Below are 26,615 nucleotides of genomic sequence, written 5' to 3' on the forward strand. Positions count from 1 at the left end.
CCACGATCCTGCGGCGCCTGCCGGTGGTCAACGGGTCGGCACCGTTGTCGGTGGTCGACGAGAGGATCAGTCATGGGGTCGTCGACACGGACGAAGGGGGATGACGTGGCAGTCGTCGAGACAGATCCGATGGACGCGAGGGGCACGGGGTCCGCAGGAGGTGGGGAGGGGCCGCCGGGGGCGATCGCCGCGGTGATCTCAGGCGTGGCCCGGGCCCACGCGGGTGCCCGCACCGCGGCACCGGGCATGGACGACCGGGACCTCGAGGCGGCACTCCGGAGCACCGAGGCGGCACGCCGCACCATCGATGCCCTCGAGCTCACGCTCGTGGCGGAGCTCAACCGGCGGGGCGAGGAGCGGGGCCCCGACGGGCTCTTCCGCGAGCTCCGGCTGCCGGCCGACCGGGTCGCCGACATGGCACCGGACGTCCTCGCCCTCGCGGTCGCGGTGGGGCCGACGGAGGCCGGGCGCCGCTGCGAGCTCGCTGCCCGCGCTGCGACCGACCTGGCCGGCATCGTTCCCCTGCTTGCCAGCGGCCAGGTGAGCCGCCGGGCGCTGGAGCAGGTGCACCGGCACACGCAGGACACGAGCGCGGAGACGACGCAGGCGATCGTCGAGCACCTCCTCGGGGCCCGACGAGGCCAGCCCGGCTCCGTCCGGATCTGCGGGATGGAGCCGCACGAGATCGCCAAGACCTGCCGACGGCTGATCAGCCGGCTCGACCCCGACCTCATGCAGGCACGGGCCGAGGCCAACCGGCGGGACCGGCTCGACGTGCGCACCGACCCGGGGCCGGTCGGCACGACGTGCCTGACGGCGACCCTGCCCACTGAGGTGGGGGCCGCGATCAAGGCTGCGGTCGACGCCGCCGGGCGGGTCCGGCGGGAGAGCGACCCGACACTGACCGCCGGGAGCGCGCGAGCCCTCGGTCTCGCGGACCTGGTCCTGCGCGGGGTCGAGGTGGAGGCACAGGTACGCCTGGGGATCCCCGTCATCGCCTCCGCCGTGTCCCGCCTGACCTTCGCTCCGCCGCAGGGGTGCTGCGGAGGCACGACGGAGAGGGTGCGCCTCGTCACCGGGTCGAGCCCGGACGCGGTCGAGGTCCTCGCCGAGGAGTGGATGGCGGACGTCACCACCCAGGTCCGGCTCGACGACTCGGACCAGTCTCCGTGGATCTCCGGCACGACCATCCCGGGTGTCGGGTTCGTCCCGCCGGACGTCGTCGCCGCCATCGTCGGGCGCCTGGACACCCGGGTGGGCAGAGCGCTCCTGGACGCCCGCACCGGCACCCTCCTCGAGACGTCCACCGACCGGTACGTCGTCCCCAGGGCCCAGCGCGAGTTCGTCGCGACGCGTGACGGCACGTGCCGGATGTGGGGCTGCGGTCGCCCGGTGGAGTCCACGCGACTCGGCTGGCAGGCCGACGTGGACCACGCGCTCCCGTGGCCGCGGGGCGGGACCACGCCCGCCAACCTCTCGGCGCTGTGCCGGCACCACCACCGCGTCAAGCACGCTCCGCGCTGGACCCACCGGCTGCGGGCGGACGGGTCCACCGAGTGGGTCACCCCCGGCGGCACGACCGCCTTCACCTTCCCGGCGCACACCGTGGACACCGTGGACACCGTGGACGCAGACGACCGGGCCAGGACCTCGTCCCCACCCACGGGGACCAACGAGGCAACCGGGCCGGCGACCCGGAGCGACGACCCGCCACCCTTCTGACCCGCGTTGTCGGCGGCCGCTGGTTGGCTGGGGCCATGGAGATCACGACGCTGCTGACCGGACTGGTGATCGGTGCGCTGGTGGGGGCCCTCGTCGCGCACCTGGCCGCACAGGCTCGGGTGGCGACTGCCCGCGCCGAGCGTGACGGGCTGCGCGAGCGGGTCGACGAGCTCACCTCGGCGCACGAGGACGACTCGCGCACGGCGGCCGCGCTGGCACCGATGGAGGAGGTGCTGCGGCGCGTCTCGCGCAAGGTCGAGGAGCTCGAGCGCGACCGGGTCGACCAGTTCGCCTCCGTCCGTGAGGCGCTCGGCCGGGTCGAGCAGACGACGACGCGCGTCGGGCACGAGGCGTCCTCGCTCGCCTCCTCGCTGCGCGTGTCCTCCGTGCGGGGTGCGTGGGGCGAGGTGCAGCTGCGTCGGGTGCTCGAGGTCTCCGGGATGCTGGCGCGCAGCGACTTCGACGAGCAGGCGAAGGGGGTGACCTCCGCCGGTCGTGACGTGCGGCCCGACGTCGTGGTCCGCCTGCCCGGCGGCAAGCACCTCGTCGTCGACGCGAAGGCCCCCATGTCGCACTGGTTGCAGGCTCAGGCCGAGGACATCGACCCGGGTGAGCGCGAGCGTCTGCTCGAGGGGCACGCGGCCTCACTTCGCGCGCACGTCGACACGCTCTCGGGCAAGGGGTACTGGACCGCCTTCGACCCCTCGCCGGAGATGGTCGTGTGCTTCGTGCCGTCGGACGCGACGCTGGCCGCCGCGCTGGCCCGGGTGCCCGGGCTCCACGAGGAGGCGATGGCGAGCAAGGTCGTGCTCGTCTCACCCAGCACCCTGCTGGCGCTGCTGCGCACCGTCGCCTTCGCCTGGCAGCAGGACACCGTGACGAGCGAGGCCCGCGAGCTGCTGGCGGTCGGCCGGGAGCTCTACGCGCGGCTCGGCAACCTCGGCGAGCACGCGACCCGGATGGGTCGCTCGCTCCAGCGGTCGGTCGAGGACTACAACCGCCTCGTCGGCTCGCTCGAGAGCCGGGTCCTCGTGAGCGCCCGCCGCATGCAGGAGCTCGGGCTGGCGACGGACACGATCGCCGAGGTCCAGCCGGTGACCGTGGCCCCGCGGCCGCTCACCGCCCCCGAGCTCCTCGATGCGGTGGCCGTCGAGGACGCACGCCCCGAGCTGGACGTCGACAGCACGCAGGGTCGGTGGGAGGGTGGCCGGACGAGCACCGCGCAGGAGGAGGCCTCATGACGCAGTCACCGCAGGCGCACCCGGACATCCCGCCGTGGGAGCCGCCGGTCGCCGGCACCGACGCCGAGCAGGTCGTCGCCGCCCTCGACCGGCAGCGCGCCACCTTCCGGTGGAAGGCCGACGGCCTCGACGAGACGGGGCTGGCCCACCGGGTCGGCGTCTCCGAGCTCTCGCTCGGTGGCCTGCTCAACCACCTGGCCTTCATCGAGGACCTCGCCTCGACGCACTCGCTGGACGGTACCGAGATCGCCGAGCACTGGGGTGACCCGAGGGAGCCGGACCGGTGGGCGGAGATCTTCGCGCCGAGCGAGTCGGCCGAAGAGCTGTACGCCCGCTATGACGACGCGGTGGCCCGGGCGCGCACCCGCATCGCCCAAGCGGTCGCGGCCGGTGGGCTCGACCAGACGGTCGAGGTCGAGGACCCCGACCGCGGCAGCGCCAACCTGCGCCGCCTCCTGCTCGACCTGCTCGAGGAGTACGGCCGGCACACCGGCCATGCCGACCTGATCCGCGAGTCCGTTGACGGACGCACGGGCGAGGACCCGCCGGACGACTGGGCCTGGCCCCCGGCCTGACGACGGCCGACCCGGACCGTGCGCTCACCCGCCGAGCGCCGCCCCGAGTCCCGGCTCGGCACCGACCGTCTCCCACACGTCCATCGTCCCGAGCAGCGAGGGCGTGGCGAGCGCGACCCCACTCAGCAGGTAGCTGCGGGTCTTCGCGGGGTCCGCTGCAACACTGCGGAAACCGTCGAGCCGCTCCTCGGTGGGCTCGAAGACCAGCCGCTTGCTGTCGCTCGAGATCGGCGTCGTGTAGTCCCAGAAGACGCGCTGGCGCTCCTGCGCGTACCGGTCGAGGAGCTCGAGGTCGGCCCCGTCGATCACGGCCCCGAGCGCCTCCGTCAGCGTGAAGGCGTCGAACATGCCGCCGACGAGGCCGAAGCCGCGGGTCGGGTTGGTCACGTGGGCGGCATCTCCCGCGAGCAGGACCCGTCCGACGCGGTAGGTCTCGGCCGAACGCTGGTGTATCCGGTAGTGCCTCCACAGGATCATCTCGTGCTCGAAGTCCTCCGCCGGCAGCACGGCCCGGAAGTGCTCGACCATCCGCTGCTCGATCCCCTCCTCGGGCAGGTCGAGGGACTCGGAGAAGGTGTGCCGCCACAGGCCGTCGGTGGTGATCTTGTGGATCACGGCTCCGTGCTCGTGGTCGATGAGGTACCCCGAGACGAAGTGGTCCTCGTACCGACCGCGGCAGTTGGTCGCGACGAAGCGCTCACCCCAGGTCATGCCCGCGAAGTCGAGGCCGAGTCCCCTGCGCACCACGCTGCGGGCACCATCTGCGCCGATGAGCCAGCCGGCGCGCAGGTCGTGGGTCCCGTCGGCGGTCTCGACGTGCACCGTGACGCCGGTGTCGTCCTGCTCGAAGCCCGTGACGACGTGCCCCCAGCGGATCTGCGCGTCGGGCAGCCGCTCCAGGTGGCTCCGCACGACGCCGGCGAGGGCGTCCTGCCCGAGGATGAGGCTGTAGGGGTGACGCACGTCGTCCGCCAGCAGCCCGATGTCCATCGACAACCGCTCGCCGGTGCGGAGCACCTGAGCGCTCCAGTCGTGGTTCAGCCACCCGGTGGCCATGGCGTCGTCGAGGACGCCGAGGCGCTCGAGCCCGGCCAGCACCGCCCAGTGGTAGGTCATGCCCCGGGGTTCGTCCAGGATGTCCTCTGCCGCGTCGAGCATCGTCACGGACACCCCCTGCTGGGCCAGTCCCAGTGCGGTGATGAGCCCGACCGGGCCCGCACCGACGATGATGACGTCGTTGTCGCTCATGCTCATGCCTCCTGCGCGATGCCGCGCTGACGATGGGTTGCCGCATCCTCGCCCGCGCCGACGATCGACCCGCACTGCTCTTTCCACGCCTCGGAACCGCTCGGAAGCACCCTCTTCGTCCCGGGCGATGATGGCCCCATGACCACTGCGACGGGATCACCGGCCGACTGGTACTTCGAGGACTTCGCCGCCGGGCAGGTCTTCCGCACCCAGGGCCGCACCATCACCGAGGCCGACCTCGTGGGTTTCGCCGGGTGGAGCTGGGACACCAACCCGGTGCACACCGACGCCGTGCACACGGCGGACGGACGCTTCGGCCGGCCCATCGCCCACGGCGTGCTCGGCCTGTCGGTCGCCATGGGCCTGGCCTCCCGCCTGGGCATCTAGTGGATCCGGTGGGTGGCCGTCTGCACGAAGCGGCTGGTGCTCTCGGCGGTGAGCTCGGCGCTCTGCTCGACGGTGAGTTGTGCGCTCATGGGGGATGCCTCCTGGGCAGTGGTGGAACTGGTGTGTGCGTGACGCTAGCCACGCGCGTGCGCGCGCCCCAGAGGAGGTTCCGGCGCCCGGAACCCACTGGGCCGCCGTGAGCCCACGCACGACGAAGGGGGTGGATCCCGGTCGAGCCGGGACACACCCCCTTCGTCGTGGTCGCGGACCTAGGCGGTCACGGCAGGCGCGGCGTCCGTGCTCTCCGTGCCCCCCTCGATCTCGCGGTGGTCGTGGTCGTAGAGCGACTCCTTGCTCGTCTCCCGCATGAGGACGACGGAGACGACGGCCACGGCCGCGAGGACCGCGAGCATGATCGACAGACCGATGCTCCCGTAGCCCGCGAGGATCGGGGCCGCGAGGATCGGCGGGAGCGCACCGGCGACGACGCTGCCGATGTTGAAGGAGACGCCCGTGCCCGTGCTGCGGTACGCGGTACGGAAGGTCTCCGGGAGGAAGACCGTCGTCGACGCGTTGGACAGACCGACGACGAAGAGGGTGACGGTCAGCGCGATGCCGATGATGACCGGCTTGCCCGTGTCGACCATCGGGAAGAGGACGAAGGCCCACACCACGGCGGCACCGTTGCCGGCGAGGAGGATGGCGCGGCGCCCGACCTTGTCCGACATCCGTGCGCCGATCACCTGGCCGAGGATGCAGCCGGCGATCGCGATGAACTGGATGGTCAGCATCGTGTTCTTGGGGATGCCGAGGACCTTGGTGCCGTAGTTCGTCAGGTAGACGGCCCCCATGTAGAAGAAGGACAGCCACATCAGCACCGACCCGGAGGCGAGGAAGACCTCCTTGCGCTGGTTGGCGAAGAGCTCACGGACCGGCGCCTTGGCCGCCTTGGCGTGCTCGGCCTGGGCCATCGCGTCCTTGAAGACCGGGGTGTCGGTCACCCCGAGCCGGACCCACATGCCGACCGCGACGAGGATCGCGCTCAGCAGGAAGGGGATGCGCCAGCCCCACGAGGCGAAGGCGGCCTCGGAGATGCTCAGGCCGATGACGAGGAAGGTCAGCGTCGCGAGGAGCAGGCCGAAGGTCGTGCCCAGCGTCTGCGCGAGGGAGTACAGACCACGCTTGCCGGGTGGGGCGTGCTCGACGACGAAGAGGGCGGCGCTGCTCCACTCACCGCCGACGGCCAGGCCCTGGAGGAAACGCAGGACGATGAGGAGGATGGGCGCGGCCAGGCCGATCGTGTTGCCCGAGGGCAGCAGGCCGATGAGCACGGTGGCCGCACCCATGAGGAGCATCGTCGTGATGAGCGTGGCCTTGCGACCGACGCGGTCGCCCATCTGGCCGAAGACCAGGCCGCCGACCGGGCGCGCCAGGAAGGCGACGCCGAAGGTCGCGAAGGACGCGGCCGTGCCGGCTGCCGTCCCGAGGGCTGGGAAGAAGAGCTTCGGGAAGACGAGCGCGGCGGCCGTCCCGTAGATGAAGAAGTCGAAGTACTCGATCGTCGTGCCCATGAAGCCGGCAGCGACGACGCGCTTGAGCCCCTGGGGCTCGGCCGTTGGAGCGGTGGTTGCGGACATGCAGGGTGCCTCTCGCCGGCATGGGGCCCCGTTGCCCCATGTCTTGAGGGCCGAACGTACGGAGGCGATGCGGACCGACCAAGCACGAGTTCCGTCCCGTGGAAAACGCCGGTCCGGTGCCTCCGTGGTGAGGCGTCACACCTCCAGCACCCGCGCGATCGGCACGCCCGCGCGGTAGCTCAGGTGCAGGTGGTTGGGCGCGTCGAGCACCGCCAGGTCGGCGCGCGTGCCGACCTCGATGCGGCCGATGTCCTCCCGGTGCAGCGCCCGCGCCCCCCCGCGCGTGGCGGCGACGAGCGCCTCGCTCGGGGTCAGGCCCATCTCCCGCACCGCGAGCGCGATGACGAAGGGGATCGAGCTCGAGTAGCAGGTGCCCGGGTTGCAGTCGCTGGCGAGCGCGACCGAGACCCCGGCGTCGAGCAACGCCCGCGCGTCCGGGTAGGGCGAACGGGTGGAGAACTCGACGCCCGGCAGCAGGGTCGCGGTCGTGGTCCCGGCCGAGCCGACGAGGGCGTCGACGTCGGCGTCCGAGAGGTAGGTGCAGTGGTCGACGCTCGCGGCGCCGAGCTCGCAGGCGAGCTGCACGCCCGGCCCGTGGCCGAGCTGGTTGCCGTGGACGCGCAGCCCGAGCCCGGCGTCACGCCCCGCCTCGAGGACGACCCGCGACTCCTCGCCCGTGAAGGCGTGCGGCGAGTGGGGCTCGCAGAAGACGTCGACCCAGCGCGCGTGCGGCGCGCAGGCCGCGAGCATCTCCCCCGTCACGAGCTCGAGGTAGCCGGCCCGGTCCTCGCGCATCTCGGCGGGCACCACGTGGGCGCCGAGGTAGGTCACCTCGTCGGTGACCTCCGCGGCCAGCCGCAGGGCCCGTTCCTCGTCGGCGACGGTCAGCCCGTAGCCGGACTTCACCTCGACGGTGCTCGTCCCCTGGGCGCGCATCTCGGCCACGCGGGCCGCGAGCGCCGCCCGCAGGACCTCGTCGCCGGCCGCGCGGGTCGCCGCGACCGAGACGCCGATGCCGCCTCCGTCGTAGGCCTCCCCGGCCATCCGGGCGGCGAACTCCGCGGACCGGTCCCCCGCGAAGACCAGGTGCGCGTGGCTGTCGACGAACCCCGGTGTGACGCACCGCCCCTCGACGTCGATGACGGTGTCCGCCGCGGGTGCAGACGACGCCGGACCGAGCCACGCGATGCGGCCCTCCTCGACGACGAGGGCGTGGTCGGCGCGGGGGCCGGCGCCCCCTTCGCCGCTCCCGTCGCAGGTGACGAGCTCGCCGATGCCGGTGACGAGGGTGGACATGTGCTCAGCCCTTCTGCCGTGCGGTCCGACCGGTGATGACGCGGTGGACGAGCCGGGCGGCGACCCGGGCCGTGCGCGCGTCGACGTCGTACCGGGGGTTGAGCTCGGTGACGTCGAGGTGCACGAGCTTGCCGCTCGCGACGACCGCGTCGCACACGCGCTGGATGACGAAGGGGGGGACCCCCAGTGCCGCAGGCGCGCTCACGCCCGGGGCGACCGCCGCGGGCAGCACGTCCAGGTCGATCGACAGGTGCACCTCGTCGACACCGGCGAGGAAGCGCCGAACGTACGCGAGCGGCCCGGCCTCCGTCTGGCAGTGGTCGTCGAGCACCCAGGACGCACCGACCGCGTGGGCGGTGTCGAAGAGCGCGCTCGTGTTGCTCGTCCGGCTGATGCCGACGACGCCGTAGTGCACGTCGAGGCCGGCGGCCTGCCGCTCGCGTGCCATCTGCAGGAAGGGCGTCCCCGACGTGGGTCGGTCGGCCTCCCGCAGGTCGAAGTGCGCGTCGAGGTTGAGCACCCCGAGCCGGGGCCGCAGCCCCAGTCCCAGGTGGCTGCCGTACGCCGTCTCGTGCCCGCCGCCGAGGACGACGGTGAGCGGTGCGCCTTCCCGGGCGGTGGCGACGGCCCGGCCGAGGCGGTCGTGCCCCCCTTCGAGGTCGTCGTCGGTCACCTCGACGTCACCGTGGTCCGCGACGACGAGGTCGTCGTGCACGGCGAGCGAGGCGAGCGCCTGCCGCAGTGCGGTCGGCCCCTCCGCGGCACCGACCCGGCCGCCGTTGCGCGCCACCCCCGCGTCGCTCGCGAAGCCGACGAGCGCGACGTCCGCACGGGCACCCGGCTCGACGACCGCGTTCCAGAAGCGACGGTGCTGCGGTCCGTCGCCGTCGCTCCGACCCTCCCACGCGAAGGGGGCCATCAGCCCGTGGTCTCCGCGTCGCGGATCGTCGGCGCCATCGGCACCCGCACGCCGCGCTCGGCCGCGACCGCCGCCGCCCGCGCGTAGCCGGCGTCGACGTGCCGCAGGACGCCCATGCCGGGGTCGTTGGTGAGCAGGCGCTCGAGCTTCTGCGCGGCCAGCTCGGTGCCGTCGGCGACGCCCACCTGGCCGGCGTGGATCGAGCGCCCGATCCCGACGCCCCCGCCGTGGTGGATCGAGACCCAGGTCGCGCCGGACGAGGCTGCGGTGAGCGCGTTGAGCAGCGGCCAGTCGGCGATCGCGTCGGAGCCGTCGAGCATCGACTCGGTCTCGCGGTAGGGCGAGGCGACGGAGCCTGAGTCGAGGTGGTCACGACCGATGACGATGGGCGCCTTGACCTTGCCGTCGCGGACGAGCTCGTTGAAGAGCAGGCCGGCCCTGTGGCGCTCGCCGTAGCCGAGCCAGCAGATGCGGGCGGGCAGGCCCTCGAACTCGACGAACTCGGCCGCGGCGTCGAGCCACCGGTGCAGGTGCTCGTTGTCCGGGAAGAGCTCCTTGAGTGCGGCGTCGGTGACGGCGATGTCCTCCGGGTCCCCTGACAGCGCCACCCAGCGGAAGGGGCCGAGGCCCTCGCAGAAGAGCGGCCGGACGTACGCCGGGACGAACCCCGGGAACTCGAAGGCCCGCGCGTACCCCGCCTGCCGGGCCTCGTCGCGGATGCTGTTGCCGTAGTCGAAGACCTCGGCCCCCTCGTCCTGGAGCTCGACCATCGCCTGCACCTGCCGGGCCATCGACTCCCGCGCCTTCTTCGTGAATCCCTCGGGGTCGGCCGCGGCCTCGCGCTGCCACTCCTCCAACGACACCTCCGAAGGGAGGTAGCTCAGGGGGTCGTGCGCGCTCGTCTGGTCCGTGACGACGTCGATCGTCAGGTCACCGGCACGGTGCCGGGCGAGCAGCTCGGGGAAGACGTCCGCGGCGTTGCCGACGATGCCGATGGACACCGCGCGACGCTCCCCCTTCGCCTGGGTGGCGCGGGCGATCGCGTCGTCCACGGAGTCGGCGATCTCGTGGAGGTAGCGCTTGGCGACGCGACGCTCGAGGCGGGTGCGGTCGACGTCGACGACGAGCGCGACACCGCCGTTGAGGGTCACGGCGAGGGGCTGCGCGCCGCCCATGCCGCCGCAGCCGCCGGTGAGCGTGATCGTGCCCGCGAGGGTGCCGTCGAACCGCTTGAGGGCCACGGCCGCGAAGGTCTCGTAGGTGCCCTGCAGGATCCCCTGGGTCGCGATGTAGATCCACGAGCCGGCCGTCATCTGGCCGTACATCATCAGGCCCTCCGCCTCGAGCCTGCGGAACTGCGGCCACGTCGCCCAGTCGCCGACGAGGTTGGAGTTGGCGAGGAGCACGCGCGGCGCCCACGGGTGGGTGCGCAGCACACCGACCGGCTTGCCGGACTGCACGAGGAGGGTCTCGTCGTCGGCGAGGTCGGTGAGCGTCTCGACGATCGCGTCGAAGGCCTCCCACGACCGCGCGGCACGGCCGGTGCCGCCGTAGACGACGAGGTCGTCGGGCCGCTCGGCGACCTCGGGGTCGAGGTTGTTCATGAGCATGCGCAGAGGCGCCTCGGTCTGCCAGCTGCGGGCGGTGAGCTCGGTGCCGCGGGCGGCACGCACGGGACGGGCTCCGTCCATGGTGATCACTCCTTCGTGAGGAGCACGCTCCCTGAGGAGGTTGCGGAGCAACCGTCTCGAAGGGGTCGTGCTGGGATGGACTAGCTGAGTGGGCCGGTCGCGGACTGAGCGGCGGCGAGGACGGACCCGTCGACGACGGCCGCGTGGGCGGCCGCCAGGTCCGGTGAGGTGAAGCGGTCGGGTCCGGGGGTGACCCGGCCGTGCGCGGCGAGGGCCTCGATGACGGCGCCCGACGCCGGACCGGGGCGAAGGGGGGCCCGCAACGCGATCCCCCGCGCCGCGGTGTGCAGCTCGACGGCCACGACCCGCGCGAGCGCGTCGACCGAGCGACGCAGCTTGCGCGCCGCGCCCCAGCCCATCGACACGTGGTCCTCCTGCATCGCGCTGCTCGGGATCGAGTCGACGCTCGCGGGGGCGGCGAGGCGCTTCATCTCCGAGACCATGCCCGCCGCCGTGTACTGGGCGATCATCAGCCCGGAGTCTGTGCCGGGGTCGTCCGCGAGGAAGGGCGGGAGGCCGTGGTTGCGCGCGACGTCGAGGAAGCGGTCGGTACGTCGCTCGCTCATGCTCGCGACGTCCGCGGCGACGATCGCGAGGAAGTCGAGGACGTAGGCGATCGGCGCCCCGTGGAAGTTGCCGTTGGACTCGACCCGACCGTCGAGCGTGACGACGGGGTTGTCGATGGCCGAGGCGAGCTCGTACCCGGCGACCGTCGCGGCGTGCTCGACGGTGTCGCGGGCGCCGCCGTGGACCTGCGGTGCGCAGCGCAGGGAGTAGGCGTCCTGGACGCGCGTGCACGCCGTGGGGTCGCGATGGCTGTCGCGGATCGGGCTGTCCCGCAGCACTGCTCGCAGGTTGGCCGCAGAGAGTGCCTGGCCCGGCTGGGGGCGCAGGGCGTGCAGGTCTGCGGCGAAGACGTCGTCGGTGCCGAGGAGGCCCTCGATGCTCATGCCGGCGGCGATGTCGGCCGTGGTGAGCAGCCGACGCAGGTCGTGGACGGCGAGGCAGAGCATGCCGAGCATGCCGTCGGTGCCGTTGATGAGGGCGAGGCCCTCCTTCTCGTGGAGCTCGACCGGGGTCAGTCCCGCGGCGGCCAGGGCGTCGGCGGCGGGGAGGTGCTCGTCGCCGGCGACGACCTCCCCCTCGCCCATGAGGACGAGGGCGCAGTGGCTGAGCGGCGAGAGGTCACCGGAGCAGCCGAGCGAGCCGTACTCGTGGACCACGGGCGTGATCCGCTGCTGGATGAGTGCGAGGTAGAGGCGCAGGGTCTCCTCGCGGATGCCGGTACGTCCGGTCGCGAGGGTCTGCACGCGCAGGAGCATGAGCGCGCGGACGACCTCCGCCTCGACCTCCGCGCCGGCCCCGGCGGCGTGGCTGCGCACGAGCGAGCGCTGCAGCTGCGTGCGCTTCTCGTGCGGGATGTGGGTCGTGGCGAGCGCGCCGAACCCCGTGGAGACGCCGTAGTGCGCCTCGGTGTCCTGCGCCAGGCCCTCGATGACCGTGCGGGCGGCGCGCACGCGCTCCCAGGCGGCGTCGCTGATGGTGACCGGCGCGCCGTGCCGGGCGACGGCGACGACCTCGTCGATGGTGAGGGGCCGGTCGCCGAGGACGACGGCGCTGGTGTCGGTGCTCATGCGTCCATGCAACTCCTCCCCGCCCCTGCCCGGGCACCGACCAGACCGGATAGTGTCTCGGATACGAGACAGGAGCCTCATGCCCAATGCCTCCGCCGCAGGCCATGCCCTGCGTGCCCTGACCCACCTGGCCAGTCGCGCCGAGCCGATCCCGGCGGCCCACCTCGCCCGGGCCCTCGGCCTGCCGCGCAGCAGCACCTACCACCTGCTCAGCGTGCTCGTGGAGCACGGCTACGTCGTCCACTACGAGGAGGAGCGCACCTACGGCATCGGTGCTGCCGTCCACGAGCTCGGCGCCGGCTACCAGCGCCAGGACCCGCTCCAGCGCCTCGCCCGCCCGCTCGTCGAGCGCCTCGTCGACTCCACGACGCACAACGCCCACCTCGCGGTGCTCTCGGGGCGCGACGTCCTCTACGTCATCGAGGAACGTGCGGCGGGACGCCCTTCGCTCGTCACGGACGTGGGCGTGCGCCTGCCCGCGACGGTGACCGCCAGCGGTCTGGCGATGCTCGCGGCGCTGCCGCGGCGCCAGGTGACCGCGCTGTACCCGTCGGCCACGGTCATGGTGAGCGAGGGCCCCTTGACCCCGTCGGCGTTGCGACGCGAGCTCGTCGACGTGCGGGCACGGGGCTTCGCGGTGGAGGTCGGCTCCGTCTCCCCCGGGCTCTCGTCCGTCGCCGCGGCGGTCCTCGACCGCGACGGCCACCCGGTCGCCGCGGTGGCGCTCACCTACCGCAGCGACGAGGTGGACGAAGGGGGTGCCGCCGGCCTCGCCGCGAGCGCCCGGGAGACGGCCGGCCGGATCAGCGCCCGCCTCTGACCCCACGCTGCGCCCCCCTGTGCCAGAGTGCGACGGGACGTCGTCGAAGAAGGGCTGGCCGGTCATGCGCATCGTCGTGGGCGTCTACCCGAAGCTGTCCTTCGAGGCCACACAGTCGGTGGCCTCCGGAGGGGCCGACCGGGTGGTCCTCGTCTGCGGCACCGGCAGCAGCAGGCCGACCCCCCAGCTCTGAGACCCGCCAGGAGGCAGACCATGGACGTCGCCGGATCGGACTTCCCGCTGTGGCTGCGCGCCCAGCACCTGCTCAACTTCGTCCTCCTGGGCATGCTCATCCGCTCGGGCATCGAGATGCTCTCCTCGCTGCCGCGTCTGTGGTGGCGCAACGACTGCGCGCCCGGGACGGAGTGGCTGAAGTTCACCAGGCGTGAGCTGCCGCGGGAGGAGGGCGTCTACACCTCGCTCATGGACGAGAGGTCGGTCTCCCCCCTGCTCTCCCTCCCCGGGCGGGAGAACATCGGGCTCGGGCGGCACTGGCACGGCGTGTCCGTGATGCTCTGGGTCCTCAACGGGATCGTCTACGCGACCCTGCTCCTCGCCACCGGGCTCTGGCGGCGGATCGTGCCCACGTCCTGGGAGGTCTTCCCTCAGGCGTGGGACTCGCTGCTGGTGTACTTCAGCCTCGAGACCCCGGACATCAGCCACTTCGCGCCCTACGACTCGCTGCAGATGCTGGGCTACACCTTCGTCGTCTTCATCCTGGCGCCCTTCCAGATGCTCACCGGCGTGGCGATGTCACCGGCCGTCCGCTCACGCTTCCCGTGGTTCGTCAAGGCGCTGGGCGGCCACCAGGGCGCCCGGTCGCTGCACTTCATCGGCCTGGTGGCCTTCGCGGGCTTCATCGTCATGCACGTCTCGCTCGTCCTCCTCGTCCACCGGGACCACAACGTCATCCACATGGTCTTCGGTGGAGGGGAGGTCACCACCGCTCGCGCGGCCCAAGCCCTGGTGATCATGATCGCGACCATCGTCGCCGTCATCGTCTTCTGGATCGCCCTGTCGTACTGGTCCCTCGCCGACCGCGTGCGGGCGCAGCGGTTCACCGCGGGGTTCTCCGACATGGGACGCAGGCTTTTCCTCAACCGGATGCGTCCGCTCGGGGCGAGGAAGACGGCGTACACGGACCGGGACATCTCGCAGTTCCACTGGACCAACGGCCTGCCGCCGACCGAGGACGAGTCCCAGCAGTGGGTCGAGGCCCGGGACAACGACTGGCAGGGCCTGACGATCACCGTGCGCGACGACATCAACGACGTCGAGCAGCAGCTGACCCCGGCGCAGGTCCGGGCGCTGCCGCGGCACTCCTACATCGCGACCCACACGTGCATGCAGGGCTGGTCGGCCACCTCCCGGTGGACCGGGGTGCGCCTCACGGACCTCATGGACGTGCTCGGGCCCCGCCCCGAGGGCGCGCGGTACCTCATGGCCGAGTCCTACGGGCTGGCGCAGAAGATGTACGACAACCGTCCTCGCGAGCCCTTCTACGCGGTGATCGACCTCGAGACGATGGCGGAAGAGGAGTCGATCCTCGCGTACGAGCGCAACGGTCACCCGGTCGAGGAGCACTTGGGCGCACCGGCCCGCCTGCGGGTCGAGTCCAACCACGGCTACAAGCACGTCAAGTGGGTTCGCCGGGTCATGTGGATCCACGACTACGCCGACTACGGTGACGGGCGTGGTGGGACCAGGGAGGACTCCGCCCTGCAGGCGTTCAACGGAAGGATCTGATGTCGGTGCCGAGGATCGTGACCACCCGCTTCCTCGTCGACGGTGTCCATGACGACGACGACACCAAGGCCGCCCTGCAGGCCCTCTACGACATCTTCGCGTCGCACGGCCTCGGGCAGGCGACCTTCGAGGTCATCCCGGGCGAGCACACGCGCCTGTGGGTCAAGCACCGCGCCGACGTGCAGCCCACGCCGGAGCTGATCGACCGGGCCCTGACCCGGGCGGGCGACTACCGCGTCGTGGACGGGTAGCTCCCCGAGGACGGGTCAGTCTGCGCTCGCCGTGGGTGCCGTGTCAGTGCAGCTGGCCGGCATCGCCGAGCGCGCCGGCGTCGTGCTTCATCTGGTCGCTCATGCCCGCGGCCTTGAGGTCGCGACGCAGCTCCTTGGGCAGGGCGAAGAGGAGCGACTCCTCGGCGGCGACGATCGGCTGCGGCTCGCCGTATCCACGCGCCGCGAGGAAGTCGAGGACCCCGCGCACGAGGATCTCGGGGACGGACGCACCGGAGGTGACGCCGACGGTGCGCACACCCTCGAGCCAGGCCTCGTCGATCTCCTCGGCGTAGTCGACGAGGTGCCCGTCGCGCGAGCCGTGCTCGATGGCGACCTCGACGAGACGCACCGAGTTGGAGGAGTTGCGCGAGCCGACGACGATCATCAGGTCGCAGTCCTTGGCCATCTGCTTCACGGCGAGCTGGCGGTTCTGCGTCGCGTAGCAGATGTCGTCGCTCGGCGGGTCCTGCAGCTGGGGGAACTTCTCCCGCAGCCTCCGCACGGTCTCCATCGTCTCGTCGACGGACAGGGTGGTCTGGGAGAGCCAGACGACCTTGTCGGGGTCGCGCACCTCGACGTTGGCGACGTCGTCGGGGCCCTCGACGAGCGTGATGTGCTCGGGCGCCTCCCCGGAGGTGCCGACGACCTCCTCGTGGCCCTCGTGACCGATGAGCAGGATGTCGAAGTCGTCGTCGGCGAAGCGCACGGCCTCGCGGTGGACCTTGGTCACGAGCGGGCAGGTCGCGTCGATCGTCTTGAGGCTGAGCGCCTTGGCCTCCTCGTGGACGACCGGGGCGACGCCGTGCGCGGAGAAGACGACGGTCGCGCCCTCGGGGACCTCGTCGGTCTCCTCGACGAAGATCGCGCCGCGCTTCTCCAGCGTGGTGACGACGTGCTTGTTGTGGACGATCTCCTTGCGGACGAATACCGGCGGCCCGTAGAGCTCGAGGGCCTTCTCGACGGTGACGACGGCGCGGTCGACGCCGGCGCAGTACCCACGGGGGGCCGCGAGCAGGACGCGCTTGGCGTCCTGCGGGGCCGCGCCGGCGATGGGCTGGGTCGCACTGGTGGTCATGGACCCCATCGTAGGTGAGGGCCCTGAGCGGGCCCTGACCGTAGGGCCCCGGGACCGAGCGCCGTCGTCGGGGGCCTCGTACGCTGGCCCCGTGAGCGCACCCCTGCCGGACAAGGCCGCCGACACCACGGCCGAGCAACCCTGGCCGGTGCGCCTGCTGAGCATGAAGATCGCCGAGTACGTCGATCGCATGTCGGTCACCTGGGTCGAGGGGCAGGTCGTCCAGCTGACTCGCCGGCCCGGCGCGCGCACCGCGTGGCTGACCCTGCGTGACCCCGACGTCGACATGTCCCTGTCGTGCATGGTCCGCACCACGGCCCTGGACGCCATGCCCACGCCGCTCGGCGAGGGGGCCCGCGTCGTCGTCCAGGCCAAGCCGAGCTACTGGACCCAGCGCGGCTCGCTGTCGATGGACGTGCGCCAGATCCGTCCGGTCGGCGTCGGCGAGCTGCTCGCCCGCATCGAGTACCTCAAGCAGCACCTGCGCTCGGAGGGGCTCTTCGACGCCTCCCGCAAGCGGTCCCTCCCCTTCCTCCCCCGCCGCGTCGGGCTCGTCTGCGGGCGCGCGAGCGCCGCCGAGCGCGACGTCGTGGAGAACGCCCGTCGCCGCTGGCCGGGCCTCCCCTTCGCCGTCAAGCAGGTCGCGGTGCAGGGACCCACCGCGGTGACCGAGGTCGTGGCGGCGATCGCCGAGCTCGACGCCATGGACGACGTCGACGTCATCATCGTCACCCGCGGCGGCGGGTCGGTCGAGGACCTGCTGCCCTTCAGCAACGAGACGATGGTGCGGGCCGTCGCCGAGGCGCGCACCCCCGTCGTGAGCGCGATCGGGCACGACGTCGACGCCCCGCTGCTCGACCTCGTCGCCGACGTGCGTGCCTCCACCCCGACCGATGCCGCCAAGCTCGTGTGCCCCGACGCCGCCGCCGAGCGCGCCGGGGTCCTCGACGCACGGGGTCGCGCCCGGGCGGCCCTGGCCGGGTTGGTCGAGCGGGAGCGCCGCGGCCTGGTGCACCTCACGAGCCGGCCGGTGCTCACCGACCGGACGGCCTTCGTCCGCGGCCAGCGCGAGGTCGTCGAGTCGCTGCGGCGGCGCGCCCACGGCCGGGTCGAGGCGCGCCTGCACCGCGAGCGCGACCGCATCGTCCACCTGCGCGCCCAGGCCCGGGTGCTCTCCCCCGCGTCCACCCTCGAGCGCGGGTACGCGATCGTCCAACGGCCCGAAGGGGAGGTCATCACCTCACGCGAGCCCCTCGCCGTCGACGACCTGCTGCGCGTGACGGTGGCGGACGGCGACTTCGCCGTCCGCGTCGCCGGATCCTGACCGCCCTTCGTCGCCGGAAAGTTACTTGCGGGTACGACGTGCACTACAGGAGCAGAAGCGCGCACGAACCCCGAGATCTCGGGATTCGGCCACCGCAGATCCCGCCAGCATGTCGTCGTACCCGCGGGTCACGAGCCGGGACCGACGTCGGATGCCACGCATAGGGTGGTGTCCATGGCCATCGATCCGCAGCAGACCGAGCAGGAGCAGACCGACGTCGCCGACCTCAGCTACGAGGAGGCGCGGCAGGAGCTGATCGACCTCGTCGCCCGGCTCGAAGGGGGTCAGGCCGGCCTCGAGGAGTCGATGCGGCTGTGGCAGCGCGGCGAGGCGCTGGCCGCGCACTGCGAGGCGTGGCTCGACAAGGCCGAGGCGAGCCTGTCGCCGGACGCGGCCGCTCCCCCTTCGTCGGCCACCACGCCCGCACCGACCGACGGCCCCACCGACGACTGACCGCTCGCCCGCATTCCCCTAGGGCAATGCAGGTTCAGGTCCGCATTGCCCTAGGGGAATGCAGGTCCTCAGCTGCTCGCGGAGGGTGTGGGGTTGGTGACCTTCGCGGGCTCCAGGTGATCGGCGAAGAGCTCGAGCTGCTCCCAGCTCCCGGTACCGGTCACGAGCGTGGTCAGCTCGCCCTTGTCCTCGGGGACGTGGACGAGGCTGCGCTGGATCTTGCCCTCACGGTCCCGCTTGACCCAGCTGGTCCCGTCCTTGGTCTCGAGCACACCGACGCGGGCGCCGTTGTTGGTCTGGGTGTCGACCCAGGCCTTGCCGGGGTCGAGGGCCTGCTGCACCGACACGTACTCGCCGTCGGGCGTGGTGTAACCCGCGTTCCAGACCATGACCCCGTCCTTGGAGCGGACGTAGCGCACGTTCGTGGCGACCCAGCCGTCCGGCAGGCCCTTCGCGTGGGCGAAGGGCTGCCCGGCCTGCTGCGCGCGGTACTGCGCGGTACCGGCGACGTCGACGGACTCGGGCGTGCGGTTGTTGGCCCGGCCGGTCATGAAGAACAGGGCCAGGGTGATCGCGACGATGACGGCCATCGAGCGCACCATGTTGGCGGTCGTGCCCTTGGCGTAGTGGCTGGCGCCACGCGCGGGCACCCCCTGCTGCGCGGCCAGCTCGTTCGGGGTCAGATCGCGCTGCGGCGCGTCGGCGGGGGCGGTCTCGGCGGGCTCGCCGGGGGTCGAACTCATGGATGACATGGTCGCACGCGCGCATGGGAGCGGCAGATAGGCTCGGAGGCGACGAGCACCACGCCACCCGAGGAGAACGATGAGCGAGTCCAAGCCCACCCAGAGCGCCGCGGTGATGCACCCCGACCGCAACCTCGCGATGGAGCTCGTGCGCGTCACCGAGGCCGCCGCCCTCGCCGGCGGGCGGTGGGTCGGTCGTGGTGACAAGAACACCGCCGACGGCGCCGCCGTCGACGCCATGCGCGAGATGATCTCGAGCATCCAGATGGACGGCACCGTGATCATCGGCGAAGGCGAGAAGGACGAGGCCCCGATGCTCTACAACGGCGAGAAGGTCGGCGACGGCACCGGCCCCGCCTGTGACGTCGCGGTCGACCCGATCGACGGCACGACCCTCACCGCGAAGGGGATGACCAACGCGGTCTCCGTCATGGCCGTCGCCGACCGCGGGACCATGTACGACCCGAGCGCCGTGTTCTACATGGACAAGCTCGTCACCGGTCCCGACGCCGCCGACACCGTCGACATCCGCCTGCCCGTCGCGGAGAACATCCGTCGCATCGCCAAGGCCAAGCGCACCCAGCCCGAGGACGTCACGGTCGTCATGCTCGACCGGCCCCGTCACGCCGAGCTGGCCGAGCAGGTCCGGGCTGCCGGGGCGCGGATCCGCTTCATCTCCGACGGTGACGTCGCCGGCGCGATCATGGCCGCGCGCCCCGACACCGGCATCGACCTGCTCCTCGGTGTCGGCGGCACCCCCGAGGGGATCATCACCGCCTGCGCGATCAAGTGCCTCGGCGGCGTCATCCAGGGCAAGTTGTGGCCCCGCGACGACGAGGAGCAGCAGCACGCGATCGACGAGGGCCACGACCTCGACCGGGTCCTCACGACCGACGACCTCGTGCAGACCGACAACTGCTACTTCGTCGCCACCGGCATCACCGACGGCGAGCTGCTCCGTGGGGTGCGCTACCGCGCCGGCGGCGCGACGACCCACTCCCTCGTCATGCGCAGCAAGTCCGGGACGACCCGCCTCGTCGAGGCCCACCACAACCTGACCAAGGTGCAGCGGCTCTCCCCCGCGCTCACCTCCTAGCCGTGCCCAGCCTCCGCCGCACTCCCGCCCCGGCCCCCACCCTCGTCGTCGGCGAGTCGCTCGTCGACGTCGTCGTCGGCGCGGACGGGAGCCGGGACGAGCACGTCGGAGGCAGCCCGCTCAACGTCGCGGTGGGGCTGGCCCGGTTGGACCACCGGGTCAGCCTGGCGACGTGCTTCGGCCGGGACGCCCGCGGCGCGACGATCGGTGCCCATCTCGCCGATGCCGACGTCCACCTCCTGCCCGGCAGCGACAGCGCCGAGGAGACCTCGGTCGCGACCGCGACGATCGACACCACCGGCGCCGCCACCTACGACTTCGACCTCACCTGGCGGATGCCGCAGCTGCCACAGGTCACCGGGCACCTGCACACCGGCTCGATCGGCGCGCTGCTCGGTCGCGGCGGCGTCGACGTGCTCGCTGCCATGTCGGGCGCGGCACGCACCACCACCGTCTCCTACGACCCCAACGTGCGCCCCGCGCTCCTGCCCGATCGCGAGGTCGCGCTCGCGGAGATCGAGCGCCGCGTCGCCGTGAGCGATGTCGTCAAGGTGAGCGACGAGGACCTCGAGTGGCTCGCCGGCGGCCCGCTCGACGGCGACGCCGTCGCCGACCGGCTCCGCGCCTGGCGGGCGCTCGGACCCACCCTCGCCGTCGCCACCCTGGGGGCGAAGGGGGCCATGGTCATCCTCCCTTCGGGTCGCCGCGTGGACCTGCCGGGTCGTCAGGTGGTGGTCGCCGACACCGTGGGTGCCGGGGACTCCTTCATGGCCGGGCTGGTCTCCGGGCTCCTCGACGCCGGTCTGCTCGGCGGCGCGGACGCGCGCAGGCGCCTGCGCAAGGCGCGCGGCTCCGTCGTGGTGCCCGCGGTGCAGCGCGGCATCGACGCGTCGGCGCTCACCGTGCAGCGCCCGGGAGCACAGCCGCCCACCCGCGCCGACCTCGCCCGGTGAGCGACTGGGGCCGCCGGGCCGGGGAGCTCAGCGACGAGGCGATCGCCGCGGGCGAGCCCACGGCGTGGTTCGAACGGCTCTACGCCGAGGCGAGCTCCGGCGCGATCGGCATGCCGTGGTCACGCACCGACCCCCACCCCGAGCTGGCTCGTTGGGCGGCCACGCGCGGACCGACCCTCGACGGGCGCGCCGTCGTCGTGGGCTGCGGGCTCGCGGCCGACGTCGCCTTCCTGGCTGCTCAGGGCTGGACGACCACCGGGTTCGACCTGTCCCCCTCGGCCATCGCCGAGGCGCGTCGCCGGCACCCCGCGCTCGACCTGCACGTCGCCGACCTCACCGACCTGCCGCGGGAGTGGGCCGGGGCCTTCGACCTCGTCGTCGAGATCTTCACCCTCCAGGCCGTCGAGGCCCGCGTGCGTCCGACCCTGGCCACTGGTGTGCGCAGCCTCCTCGCGCCCGGCGGGCGGCTCCTCGCGATCCAGTACCGGCACGACGGGAGCGGGTCCCCGCAGGACGGACCGCCCTTCGCGCAGACCCGCGACGCGATGCTCGCCCTCGGCCAGGGACTGCGCCTGGTCTCCCTCGACGAGGTCCCCGGCCCGCTGTGGGTCGCCGAGTACACCCGGGACGGCGACGCCCCCGACCGCTGATGCGGCCGGGGGCGGTCGGGTGTCCCGTCAGGCGGTGGGCTGCGCCTCGCGTGCCTTGGCCCGCTCGAGCGCGCGGGTGCGGTCCTCCTCCGACTGCCGGGCGAGGTCCGCTGCCCGCTCCTCGTCGCGGGTGAGGCAGTCCCCCGACTCCGGGTCGAAGACGTGCATGAGGGCCGGGTCGAAGACGAAGTGCCCGTCGTCGCCCTCACGCACCCGCGAGCGCGGGTCGAGGTTGATGACCATCTGGGTGCGCATGCCCTCGCCGTCGAGCTCCTTGTCCAGCTCGTCGAGCTTGGCCTTGACGTCACCCTCGACCGAGAAGGGCACGTAGGCGTACTGCTCGTTGCCCAGCCACTCCGTCTGGTCGACGGGCGCATCGAAGTGCACGCCCTGGCTCGGGACGTCGCCCAGGTCGGAGTCCTTGATGTGCTCGGGTCGGATGCCGACGATGAGCAGGCCCGTGCCGCCGGCCCGCTCGCGCACGGCCGCCGGCAACGGCACCCGGCAGAAGGGCAGGACGAGCTCGTCGCCCTCGATCTCCGCGGGCAGGAAGTTCATCGGCGGGGTGCCGATGAAGCCCGCGACGAAGAGGTTGACCGGCTGGTCGTAGAGCTCGCGAGGGCTGGCGCACTGCTGCAGGACGCCCTTCTTGAGCACGGCGACCCGGTCACCGAGGGTCAGGGCCTCGGTCTGGTCGTGGGTGACGTAGATCGTCGTGACACCGAGACGCCGCTGCATGCGTGCGATCTCGGTGCGCATCTGCCCGCGCAGCTTGGCGTCGAGGTTGGACAGCGGCTCGTCGAAGAGGAAGCCGTCCGCGTCACGCACGATCGCCCGCCCCATCGCGACTCGTTGCCGCTGGCCGCCGGAGAGGTTCGCCGGCTTGCGCTCGAGGTGCTCGTCGAGCTCGAGCATGGCGCTCGCGGCGGTGACCTTCTGCCGGACCTCCTCCTCGCTGTGCGCCCCCTTCGCCAGACGAAGGGGGAAGGCGATGTTCTCGAACACGCTCAGGTGCGGGTAGAGCGCGTAGTTCTGGAAGACCATCGACAGGTTGCGGTCCTTCGGGGACTTGTCGTTGACCCGCTCGCCGTCGATGAGCAGGTCGCCGCTCGTGATGTCCTCGAGCCCGACGACCATGCGCAGCAGCGTCGACTTCCCGCACCCGGACGGGCCGACGAAGATCATGAACTCGCCGTCCTTGATGTCCAGGCTCACGTCGTTGACCGCCGGGAAGCCGTCGCCGTACTTCTTGACGAGGTTGTTGAGGGTGATCTCAGCCATGGGATTCTCTCCAGTTCTTGAAGGCGGGGGTCAGCCCTTGACGGCGCCCGAGGTCAGGCCGGCGACGATCCGGCGCTGGAAGATCAGCACGAGGATGACGACGGGGATGGTGACGACGACGGAGGCCGCCATGATGGCGCCCGTCGGCTGCTCGAACTGGCTGGCCCCGGTGAAGAAGGCCAGCGCGGCGGGGACCGTGCGGGCCTGGTCGGAGGTCAGCGAGATCGCGAAGACGAAGTCGTTCCACGCGGTGAAGAAGGTGATGATCGCCGTGGTGAAGACGCCGGGTGCGGCGAGCGGGATGATCACCTTGCGGAAGGCCTGCCAGCTGCTCGCGCCGTCGACCTGGGCGGCCTGCTCCATCTCCCACGGGATCTGCGTGAAGAAGGCCGACATCGTCCAGATCGACAGCGGCAGGGTGAGTGCGAGGTAGGGGATGATCAGGCCCGGGATCGTGTCGAAGAGCCCGACCCGCCGCCACACGTCGAACAGGGGCGTGACCATCGCGACGACGGGGAAGAAGCTGACCGCGAGCGCGGTCGTGAGGATCATCTTCTTGCCCTTGAACTCCAGCCGCGAGATCGCGTACGCGCAGAACATCGCGAGCACGACCGAGATGAGGGTCGCGAGCAGGCAGACGATGAGCGAGTTGCGCAACGCCGGCATGAAGAGGTCGCTCGCTCCCCCGGTGAAGATCAGCCGGTAGTTGTCGAGCGTCGGGTCCTTCGGCCAGAAGTTGCCGAGATAGCTCGACTCCGGGTCCGCGAGGGTGTCGGCACTCTTGAGCGAGAGCGAGAGCATCCACAGCAGCGGCAGCGCGGTCCAGATCATGATCGGCACGGCGAGGGCGGTCCACAGTCCCGACCCCTTGATCGGCTCCTTGGCCATGTCAGTTCCTCCCCTGGGTCAGGTCGACCTTGAAGCCGCGGACGAAGAGCGCCGCGATGGCGAGCACGCAGAGGAAGAGGATCACCGACAGCGCCGACCCGAGGCCGATCTCCGTCCGGTCGATCGTCTGCCGGTAGATCAGGCCGGAGAGGGAGTTCGTCCCGTTGGCGCCTCCGGTCATGATGAAGATGTTGTCGAAGATGCGGAAGGCGTCGAGGGTGCGGAAGAGCACCGCCACCATGATCGCCGGCTTCATGTTCGGCAGGATCACCTTGACCAGCACCTGCAGCCACGAGGCGCCGTCGACCTTGGCCGCCTCCTCCATCGAGGTGTCGACCTGGGCGAGGCCAGCCAGGAGCAGCAGCGACATGAACGGCGTGGTCTTCCAGATCTCCGAGAGGCAGATGACGAAGATCGAGGGCCAGAAGCTGCCGAACCAGTCGTAGTTCTCGCTGACGCCCGGGACCCAGCTCGTCCACCTGTTCACGAAGCCCGTGTCGGTGCGGTACATGAAGAGCCAGGTGAAGCCGGAGACCACCGTGATGATCGAGTACGGGATGAGCACGATGGTCCGCAGGGTGCGCCGCGGGAGCACGATCCGGTGCATCACCAGGGCGATGATGAAGCCGAGGATCAGCTCGACGACGACGGTGATGACGGTGATGAGTACCGTCGCCCACATCGCGCTCCAGAAGACGGAGTCGCTGAAGGAGACGATGTAGTTGTTGAGCCCGACGAACTCGCGGTTCGCGGGGTCGGTGAGCCGGTAGGCGAAGAAGCTGTTCCACACGGCCTGCAGGATCGGGTAGGCCGTGACGAGCAGCATGACGACGAAGGCCGGCATGGCGAGCTTCCAGCCCAGTCGCTCCTCGGCCCGGGAGCGGTCGGACAGGCGGGGCTTGGCCCTCCTCGTCACCTCCGGCGACGGGTCGGTCACGGTACTCACAGCAACGCATCTCCCTTCAGCACGTCCTGGAGCAAGGTGGTCGTCTGCTGCGGCGTGCTCCCCGGGTCGACCGACCCCGGTGGGCTGTACTCACGCTGGATCCCGCTGGAGACATCGCCGTAGTACTGCGTCAGCGGACGCGGTCCGCTGGAGTCGAGGGACTGGCGGATCAGGGCCGCCATGGGGAAGGCCTTCTTCACCTCCGGGTCGTCGTAGACCGCCTTGCGGGCGGCCGGGTTGCCGGTGCCGACCATGTACTTCTTCTGGCTCTCCTCGGAGGTCAGGCACTCGACGGCGTCCCACGCCTGCTCCTGCTTCTCCGAGGAGGAGGCGACGGCCATCTCGATGCCGCCGAGCGGGGGCTTGGACTTGGTGCCCTCGACCGTCTGCGGGTAGCGCGCCCAGGCGAGGTCCTTCATCCAGTCGACCTTCGCGCCCGAGAGCGCGGCGTAGACGTAGGGCCAGTTGACCATGAAACCGGCCTGCTCGTTCTGGAACATGTCCAGCGTCGTCGTCTCGTTGGTCGAGCTGAGGGCCGGTCCACCGACGCCCTCGGAGGAGACGGAGCGGATGATCTCCGCGGCCTTCTTGCCCCCCTCGGACTCGAGGCCGAACTTCAGCTGGCCGCCGTCGGCACCGGGGTTCTCGACGATGTGGTCACCGCCGCCCTCGACGAGCGCGTTGATCCACACCATGTAGCCCTCGTAGCGCGAGGCCTGCACACCGATCTCGCTGTCGGTCTCCTTGGCAGCCTTGATCACCTGGTCCCAGGTGACCGGCTTGGTCATGTCGAGTCCGGCCTTCTTGGCGACCGACTTGCGGTACCAGAGGAGCTGGGTGTTGGCCCAGAAGGGAGCGGCGTACAGCTCGTCCTTCCACGTCGCGTTGGTGACGGAGGGGTCCACCGCGTCGCCGGTGAACTCCTCCTTCTTGTCCTGCGGCACCGGCGCGAGGAAGCCGGCCTCGGCGAACTCGGCGACGAAGACCGGGTCGATCGACATGAGGTCGACGCCCTTGTCCTGCGAGGCGAGGCGCCGCAGGAGCTGCTGGCGCTGGTCGCTCGCGCTGTTGGGCAGGAGCTGGACGCCGATCGTGTAGGCGCCGTCGGAGGCGTCCGAGCACTCCTTGGCCAGCTGGGCCTGGCCGCCACCGGCGGGGTCGGAACCACCACCATCGGGATTGATGTACCAGGTGAGATGGGCGGTACCCCCGCCACTGCTGTCGTCGCCGCACGCGGCCAGCCCGAGGCTGGCGGCGGTGGCCGCGGCCGCCATGAAGGCGATCCGACGCCGTCGTCGTGTCACCACGTCACTCCTCTCGTCCCGGGCGCGACAAGGACACACGACGTCGCCTCCCTGCGCCCTTGTCTACACCCCGGACGTGGTCCGCACCACGTTCCCGCGGCCACGATCTCGGGTCGCGACGTGTTTGTGATGACAGGGGTCAAGTGGGGTCCGGCGCCGGGTCTAGTGTGCAAGGACCACGTCGAAAGGAACCCAATGCCCGCAACCCCGTCCGCCCCTGAGGACTTCGCCGACCTGATGGCGGCCAACCAGACCTTCTCCGAGAGCTTCGCGCTGAGCGGCTTCGACGGGATCGCCCATGCGGGCGTCGCGATCGTCACCTGCATGGACAGCCGGATCGACCCGCTCGGCATGCTCGGCCTCGCCCCGGGCGACGCCAAGATCTTCCGCAACCCCGGCGGTCGCGTCACCTCTGCCGCGCTCGAGGCCCTCGTCCTCGGCGTGCACCTGCTCAAGGTCGAGCGCATCCTCGTCATCCCGCACACCCGGTGCGCCATGGGCAGCGCCACGGAGGACGAGTTCCGGGCCAAGGTCGGCGCCTCCGCCGGCCAGGACGCCTCGTGGCAGGGCTTCCACGTCGTCCACGACCAGCTCGACGCCCTGCGCCAGGATGTCGCCGCCGTGCGCACGCACCCGCTCATCGCCGGGCGCGCCAAGGTCGGCGGCTTCGTCTACGACGTCGACACCGGCCTGCTCGCCCAGCACTTCTGAGTC

At 71.6% G+C, this 26,615-nt stretch carries 26 protein-coding genes; 14 read left to right on the forward strand and 12 right to left on the reverse strand.

What is annotated here, in order from left to right:
• Positions 1-105 precede the first annotated feature (105 nt).
• From JT1_RS10355 to JT1_RS10365, 3 genes are read left to right on the forward strand one after another with little or no spacing between them, the layout of a single operon-like run.
• Positions 106-1,722 carry an HNH endonuclease gene (locus tag JT1_RS10355; RefSeq protein ID WP_169701951.1) on the forward strand — a complete coding sequence of 539 codons (1,617 nt, stop codon included), beginning with the start codon at positions 106-108 and terminating at the stop codon, positions 1,720-1,722.
• Between the two features lie 35 nt (positions 1,723-1,757).
• Positions 1,758-2,963: a DNA recombination protein RmuC gene (locus tag JT1_RS10360; RefSeq protein WP_068325905.1), complete on the forward strand. Its 1,206-nt coding sequence runs from the start codon at positions 1,758-1,760 to the stop codon at positions 2,961-2,963.
• On the forward strand, positions 2,960-3,538 hold the full coding sequence (locus JT1_RS10365) for a mycothiol transferase (RefSeq protein ID WP_068325906.1): 579 nt from the start codon (positions 2,960-2,962) through the stop codon (positions 3,536-3,538). The genes JT1_RS10360 and JT1_RS10365 overlap by 4 nt, the downstream gene beginning before the upstream one ends.
• A 24-nt stretch (positions 3,539-3,562) precedes the next feature.
• On the opposite strand, the gene JT1_RS10370 is transcribed toward JT1_RS10365, so the two are convergent.
• Positions 3,563-4,786 (reverse strand): FAD-dependent oxidoreductase, encoded by a 1,224-nt coding sequence (locus tag JT1_RS10370; RefSeq protein WP_169701952.1) that lies wholly within the window; start codon positions 4,784-4,786, stop codon positions 3,563-3,565.
• 138 nt (positions 4,787-4,924) lie between these two features.
• Between JT1_RS10370 and JT1_RS10375 the strand changes: the two genes are divergently transcribed.
• Complete coding sequence (locus tag JT1_RS10375; protein WP_218005585.1) at positions 4,925-5,173, forward strand: MaoC/PaaZ C-terminal domain-containing protein; 249 nt, start codon at positions 4,925-4,927, stop codon at positions 5,171-5,173.
• A 269-nt stretch (positions 5,174-5,442) separates the two neighbouring features.
• Here the strand turns inward: JT1_RS10375 and JT1_RS10380 are convergent, their stop codons facing one another.
• The 5 genes from JT1_RS10380 to hutH all read right to left on the reverse strand — a co-directional run bounded on the left by JT1_RS10380 (position 5,443) and on the right by hutH (position 12,350).
• On the reverse strand, positions 5,443-6,810 hold the full coding sequence (locus tag JT1_RS10380; protein WP_082807614.1) for an MFS transporter: 1,368 nt from the start codon (positions 6,808-6,810) through the stop codon (positions 5,443-5,445).
• A 135-nt stretch (positions 6,811-6,945) separates the two neighbouring features.
• Positions 6,946-8,106: an imidazolonepropionase gene (hutI, locus tag JT1_RS10385; RefSeq protein ID WP_068325910.1), complete on the reverse strand. Its 1,161-nt coding sequence runs from the start codon at positions 8,104-8,106 to the stop codon at positions 6,946-6,948.
• Between the two features lie 4 nt (positions 8,107-8,110).
• Positions 8,111-9,025: a formimidoylglutamase gene (hutG, locus tag JT1_RS10390; protein WP_068325919.1), complete on the reverse strand. Its 915-nt coding sequence runs from the start codon at positions 9,023-9,025 to the stop codon at positions 8,111-8,113.
• Complete coding sequence (gene hutU / locus JT1_RS10395) at positions 9,025-10,716, reverse strand: urocanate hydratase (protein WP_068325925.1); 1,692 nt, start codon at positions 10,714-10,716, stop codon at positions 9,025-9,027. The genes hutG and hutU overlap by 1 nt, the downstream gene beginning before the upstream one ends.
• An 80-nt stretch (positions 10,717-10,796) precedes the next feature.
• Positions 10,797-12,350, reverse strand: coding sequence for a histidine ammonia-lyase (gene hutH, locus JT1_RS10400; RefSeq protein WP_068325928.1), 1,554 nt, complete (start codon positions 12,348-12,350; stop codon positions 10,797-10,799).
• Positions 12,351-12,429: 79 nt separating this feature from the next.
• Between hutH and JT1_RS10405 the strand changes: the two genes are divergently transcribed.
• From JT1_RS10405 to JT1_RS10415, 4 genes are all read left to right on the forward strand, one after another.
• A complete protein-coding gene (locus tag JT1_RS10405) occupies positions 12,430-13,170 on the forward strand; it encodes an IclR family transcriptional regulator (protein WP_068325931.1) in 741 nt (246 codons plus the stop codon).
• Between the two features lie 64 nt (positions 13,171-13,234).
• On the forward strand, positions 13,235-13,363 hold the full coding sequence (locus tag JT1_RS18710; protein ID WP_218005586.1) for an RpiB/LacA/LacB family sugar-phosphate isomerase: 129 nt from the start codon (positions 13,235-13,237) through the stop codon (positions 13,361-13,363).
• A gap of 20 nt (positions 13,364-13,383) precedes the next feature.
• The gene (locus tag JT1_RS10410; protein WP_068325933.1) at positions 13,384-14,916 is read left to right on the forward strand and encodes a molybdopterin-dependent oxidoreductase; all 1,533 of its coding nucleotides are present in this window, start codon (positions 13,384-13,386) and stop codon (positions 14,914-14,916) included.
• Positions 14,916-15,167, forward strand: a complete 252-nt coding sequence (locus JT1_RS10415) for a hypothetical protein (RefSeq protein ID WP_218005587.1) — start codon at positions 14,916-14,918, stop codon at positions 15,165-15,167. The genes JT1_RS10410 and JT1_RS10415 overlap by 1 nt, the downstream gene beginning before the upstream one ends.
• 43 nt (positions 15,168-15,210) lie before the next feature.
• Here JT1_RS10415 and JT1_RS10420 read toward each other — a convergent pair whose 3' ends face one another.
• Complete coding sequence (locus JT1_RS10420; RefSeq protein WP_068325936.1) at positions 15,211-16,263, reverse strand: 4-hydroxy-3-methylbut-2-enyl diphosphate reductase; 1,053 nt, start codon at positions 16,261-16,263, stop codon at positions 15,211-15,213.
• Between the two features lie 91 nt (positions 16,264-16,354).
• On the opposite strand from JT1_RS10420, the gene xseA reads away from it, so the two are divergent.
• Complete coding sequence (gene xseA / locus JT1_RS10425) at positions 16,355-17,587, forward strand: exodeoxyribonuclease VII large subunit (protein WP_068325938.1); 1,233 nt, start codon at positions 16,355-16,357, stop codon at positions 17,585-17,587.
• A gap of 174 nt (positions 17,588-17,761) precedes the next feature.
• The gene (locus tag JT1_RS10430) at positions 17,762-18,040 is read left to right on the forward strand and encodes an exodeoxyribonuclease VII small subunit (RefSeq protein WP_068329038.1); all 279 of its coding nucleotides are present in this window, start codon (positions 17,762-17,764) and stop codon (positions 18,038-18,040) included.
• Between the two features lie 68 nt (positions 18,041-18,108).
• Here JT1_RS10430 and JT1_RS10435 read toward each other — a convergent pair whose 3' ends face one another.
• The gene (locus JT1_RS10435; protein WP_068325939.1) at positions 18,109-18,783 is read right to left on the reverse strand and encodes a DUF4245 domain-containing protein; all 675 of its coding nucleotides are present in this window, start codon (positions 18,781-18,783) and stop codon (positions 18,109-18,111) included.
• Positions 18,784-18,862: 79 nt separating this feature from the next.
• Here JT1_RS10435 and glpX point away from each other — a divergent pair, with 79 nt between their 5' ends.
• The 3 genes from glpX to JT1_RS10450 are packed head-to-tail and all read left to right on the forward strand — an operon-like array spanning position 18,863 to position 21,482.
• Positions 18,863-19,879 (forward strand): class II fructose-bisphosphatase, encoded by a 1,017-nt coding sequence (gene glpX / locus JT1_RS10440; protein WP_068325941.1) that lies wholly within the window; start codon positions 18,863-18,865, stop codon positions 19,877-19,879.
• Positions 19,880-19,881: 2 nt separating this feature from the next.
• A complete protein-coding gene (locus JT1_RS10445) occupies positions 19,882-20,832 on the forward strand; it encodes a PfkB family carbohydrate kinase (protein WP_068325944.1) in 951 nt (316 codons plus the stop codon).
• A complete protein-coding gene (locus JT1_RS10450) occupies positions 20,829-21,482 on the forward strand; it encodes a class I SAM-dependent methyltransferase (RefSeq protein WP_068325946.1) in 654 nt (217 codons plus the stop codon). Before JT1_RS10445 ends, JT1_RS10450 begins: the two co-directional genes overlap by 4 nt.
• A gap of 27 nt (positions 21,483-21,509) precedes the next feature.
• Here the strand turns inward: JT1_RS10450 and JT1_RS10455 are convergent, their stop codons facing one another.
• The 4 genes from JT1_RS10455 to JT1_RS10470 are packed head-to-tail and all read right to left on the reverse strand — an operon-like array spanning position 21,510 to position 25,901.
• The gene (locus JT1_RS10455; RefSeq protein ID WP_068325959.1) at positions 21,510-22,763 is read right to left on the reverse strand and encodes an ABC transporter ATP-binding protein; all 1,254 of its coding nucleotides are present in this window, start codon (positions 22,761-22,763) and stop codon (positions 21,510-21,512) included.
• A gap of 30 nt (positions 22,764-22,793) precedes the next feature.
• Positions 22,794-23,651 (reverse strand): carbohydrate ABC transporter permease, encoded by an 858-nt coding sequence (locus tag JT1_RS10460; RefSeq protein WP_068325960.1) that lies wholly within the window; start codon positions 23,649-23,651, stop codon positions 22,794-22,796.
• A gap of 1 nt (position 23,652) precedes the next feature.
• Complete coding sequence (locus JT1_RS10465; protein WP_068325962.1) at positions 23,653-24,597, reverse strand: carbohydrate ABC transporter permease; 945 nt, start codon at positions 24,595-24,597, stop codon at positions 23,653-23,655.
• A complete protein-coding gene (locus JT1_RS10470) occupies positions 24,594-25,901 on the reverse strand; it encodes an extracellular solute-binding protein (RefSeq protein ID WP_169701953.1) in 1,308 nt (435 codons plus the stop codon). The genes JT1_RS10465 and JT1_RS10470 overlap by 4 nt, the downstream gene beginning before the upstream one ends.
• A gap of 195 nt (positions 25,902-26,096) precedes the next feature.
• Between JT1_RS10470 and JT1_RS10475 the strand changes: the two genes are divergently transcribed.
• Positions 26,097-26,612 carry a beta-class carbonic anhydrase gene (locus JT1_RS10475; RefSeq protein ID WP_068325965.1) on the forward strand — a complete coding sequence of 172 codons (516 nt, stop codon included), beginning with the start codon at positions 26,097-26,099 and terminating at the stop codon, positions 26,610-26,612.
• Positions 26,613-26,615: the final 3 nt, after the last annotated feature.

The organism is Janibacter terrae NBRC 107853 (assembly GCF_001591405.1).
Classification (GTDB): domain Bacteria; phylum Actinomycetota; class Actinomycetes; order Actinomycetales; family Dermatophilaceae; genus Janibacter; species Janibacter terrae.

Bases quoted from the DNA above. Each gene is read 5' to 3' on its own strand.
- JT1_RS10360 (WP_068325905.1), top strand. From the start codon at position 1,758: ATGGAGATCACGACGCTGCTGACCGGACTGGTGATCGGTGCGCTGGTG.
- JT1_RS10365 (WP_068325906.1), top strand. From the start codon at position 2,960: ATGACGCAGTCACCGCAGGCGCACCCGGACATCCCGCCGTGGGAGCCG.
- JT1_RS10370 (WP_169701952.1), bottom strand. From the start codon at position 4,786: ATGAGCGACAACGACGTCATCATCGTCGGTGCGGGCCCGGTCGGGCTC.
- JT1_RS10375 (WP_218005585.1), top strand. From the start codon at position 4,925: ATGACCACTGCGACGGGATCACCGGCCGACTGGTACTTCGAGGACTTC.
- JT1_RS10380 (WP_082807614.1), bottom strand. From the start codon at position 6,810: ATGTCCGCAACCACCGCTCCAACGGCCGAGCCCCAGGGGCTCAAGCGC.
- hutI (WP_068325910.1), bottom strand. From the start codon at position 8,106: ATGTCCACCCTCGTCACCGGCATCGGCGAGCTCGTCACCTGCGACGGG.
- hutG (WP_068325919.1), bottom strand. From the start codon at position 9,025: ATGGCCCCCTTCGCGTGGGAGGGTCGGAGCGACGGCGACGGACCGCAG.
- hutU (WP_068325925.1), bottom strand. From the start codon at position 10,716: ATGGACGGAGCCCGTCCCGTGCGTGCCGCCCGCGGCACCGAGCTCACC.
- hutH (WP_068325928.1), bottom strand. From the start codon at position 12,350: ATGAGCACCGACACCAGCGCCGTCGTCCTCGGCGACCGGCCCCTCACC.
- JT1_RS10405 (WP_068325931.1), top strand. From the start codon at position 12,430: ATGCCCAATGCCTCCGCCGCAGGCCATGCCCTGCGTGCCCTGACCCAC.
- JT1_RS18710 (WP_218005586.1), top strand. From the start codon at position 13,235: ATGCGCATCGTCGTGGGCGTCTACCCGAAGCTGTCCTTCGAGGCCACA.
- JT1_RS10410 (WP_068325933.1), top strand. From the start codon at position 13,384: ATGGACGTCGCCGGATCGGACTTCCCGCTGTGGCTGCGCGCCCAGCAC.
- JT1_RS10415 (WP_218005587.1), top strand. From the start codon at position 14,916: ATGTCGGTGCCGAGGATCGTGACCACCCGCTTCCTCGTCGACGGTGTC.
- JT1_RS10420 (WP_068325936.1), bottom strand. From the start codon at position 16,263: ATGACCACCAGTGCGACCCAGCCCATCGCCGGCGCGGCCCCGCAGGAC.
- JT1_RS10430 (WP_068329038.1), top strand. From the start codon at position 17,762: ATGGCCATCGATCCGCAGCAGACCGAGCAGGAGCAGACCGACGTCGCC.
- JT1_RS10435 (WP_068325939.1), bottom strand. From the start codon at position 18,783: ATGAGTTCGACCCCCGGCGAGCCCGCCGAGACCGCCCCCGCCGACGCG.
- glpX (WP_068325941.1), top strand. From the start codon at position 18,863: ATGAGCGAGTCCAAGCCCACCCAGAGCGCCGCGGTGATGCACCCCGAC.
- JT1_RS10455 (WP_068325959.1), bottom strand. From the start codon at position 22,763: ATGGCTGAGATCACCCTCAACAACCTCGTCAAGAAGTACGGCGACGGC.
- JT1_RS10460 (WP_068325960.1), bottom strand. From the start codon at position 23,651: ATGGCCAAGGAGCCGATCAAGGGGTCGGGACTGTGGACCGCCCTCGCC.
- JT1_RS10475 (WP_068325965.1), top strand. From the start codon at position 26,097: ATGCCCGCAACCCCGTCCGCCCCTGAGGACTTCGCCGACCTGATGGCG.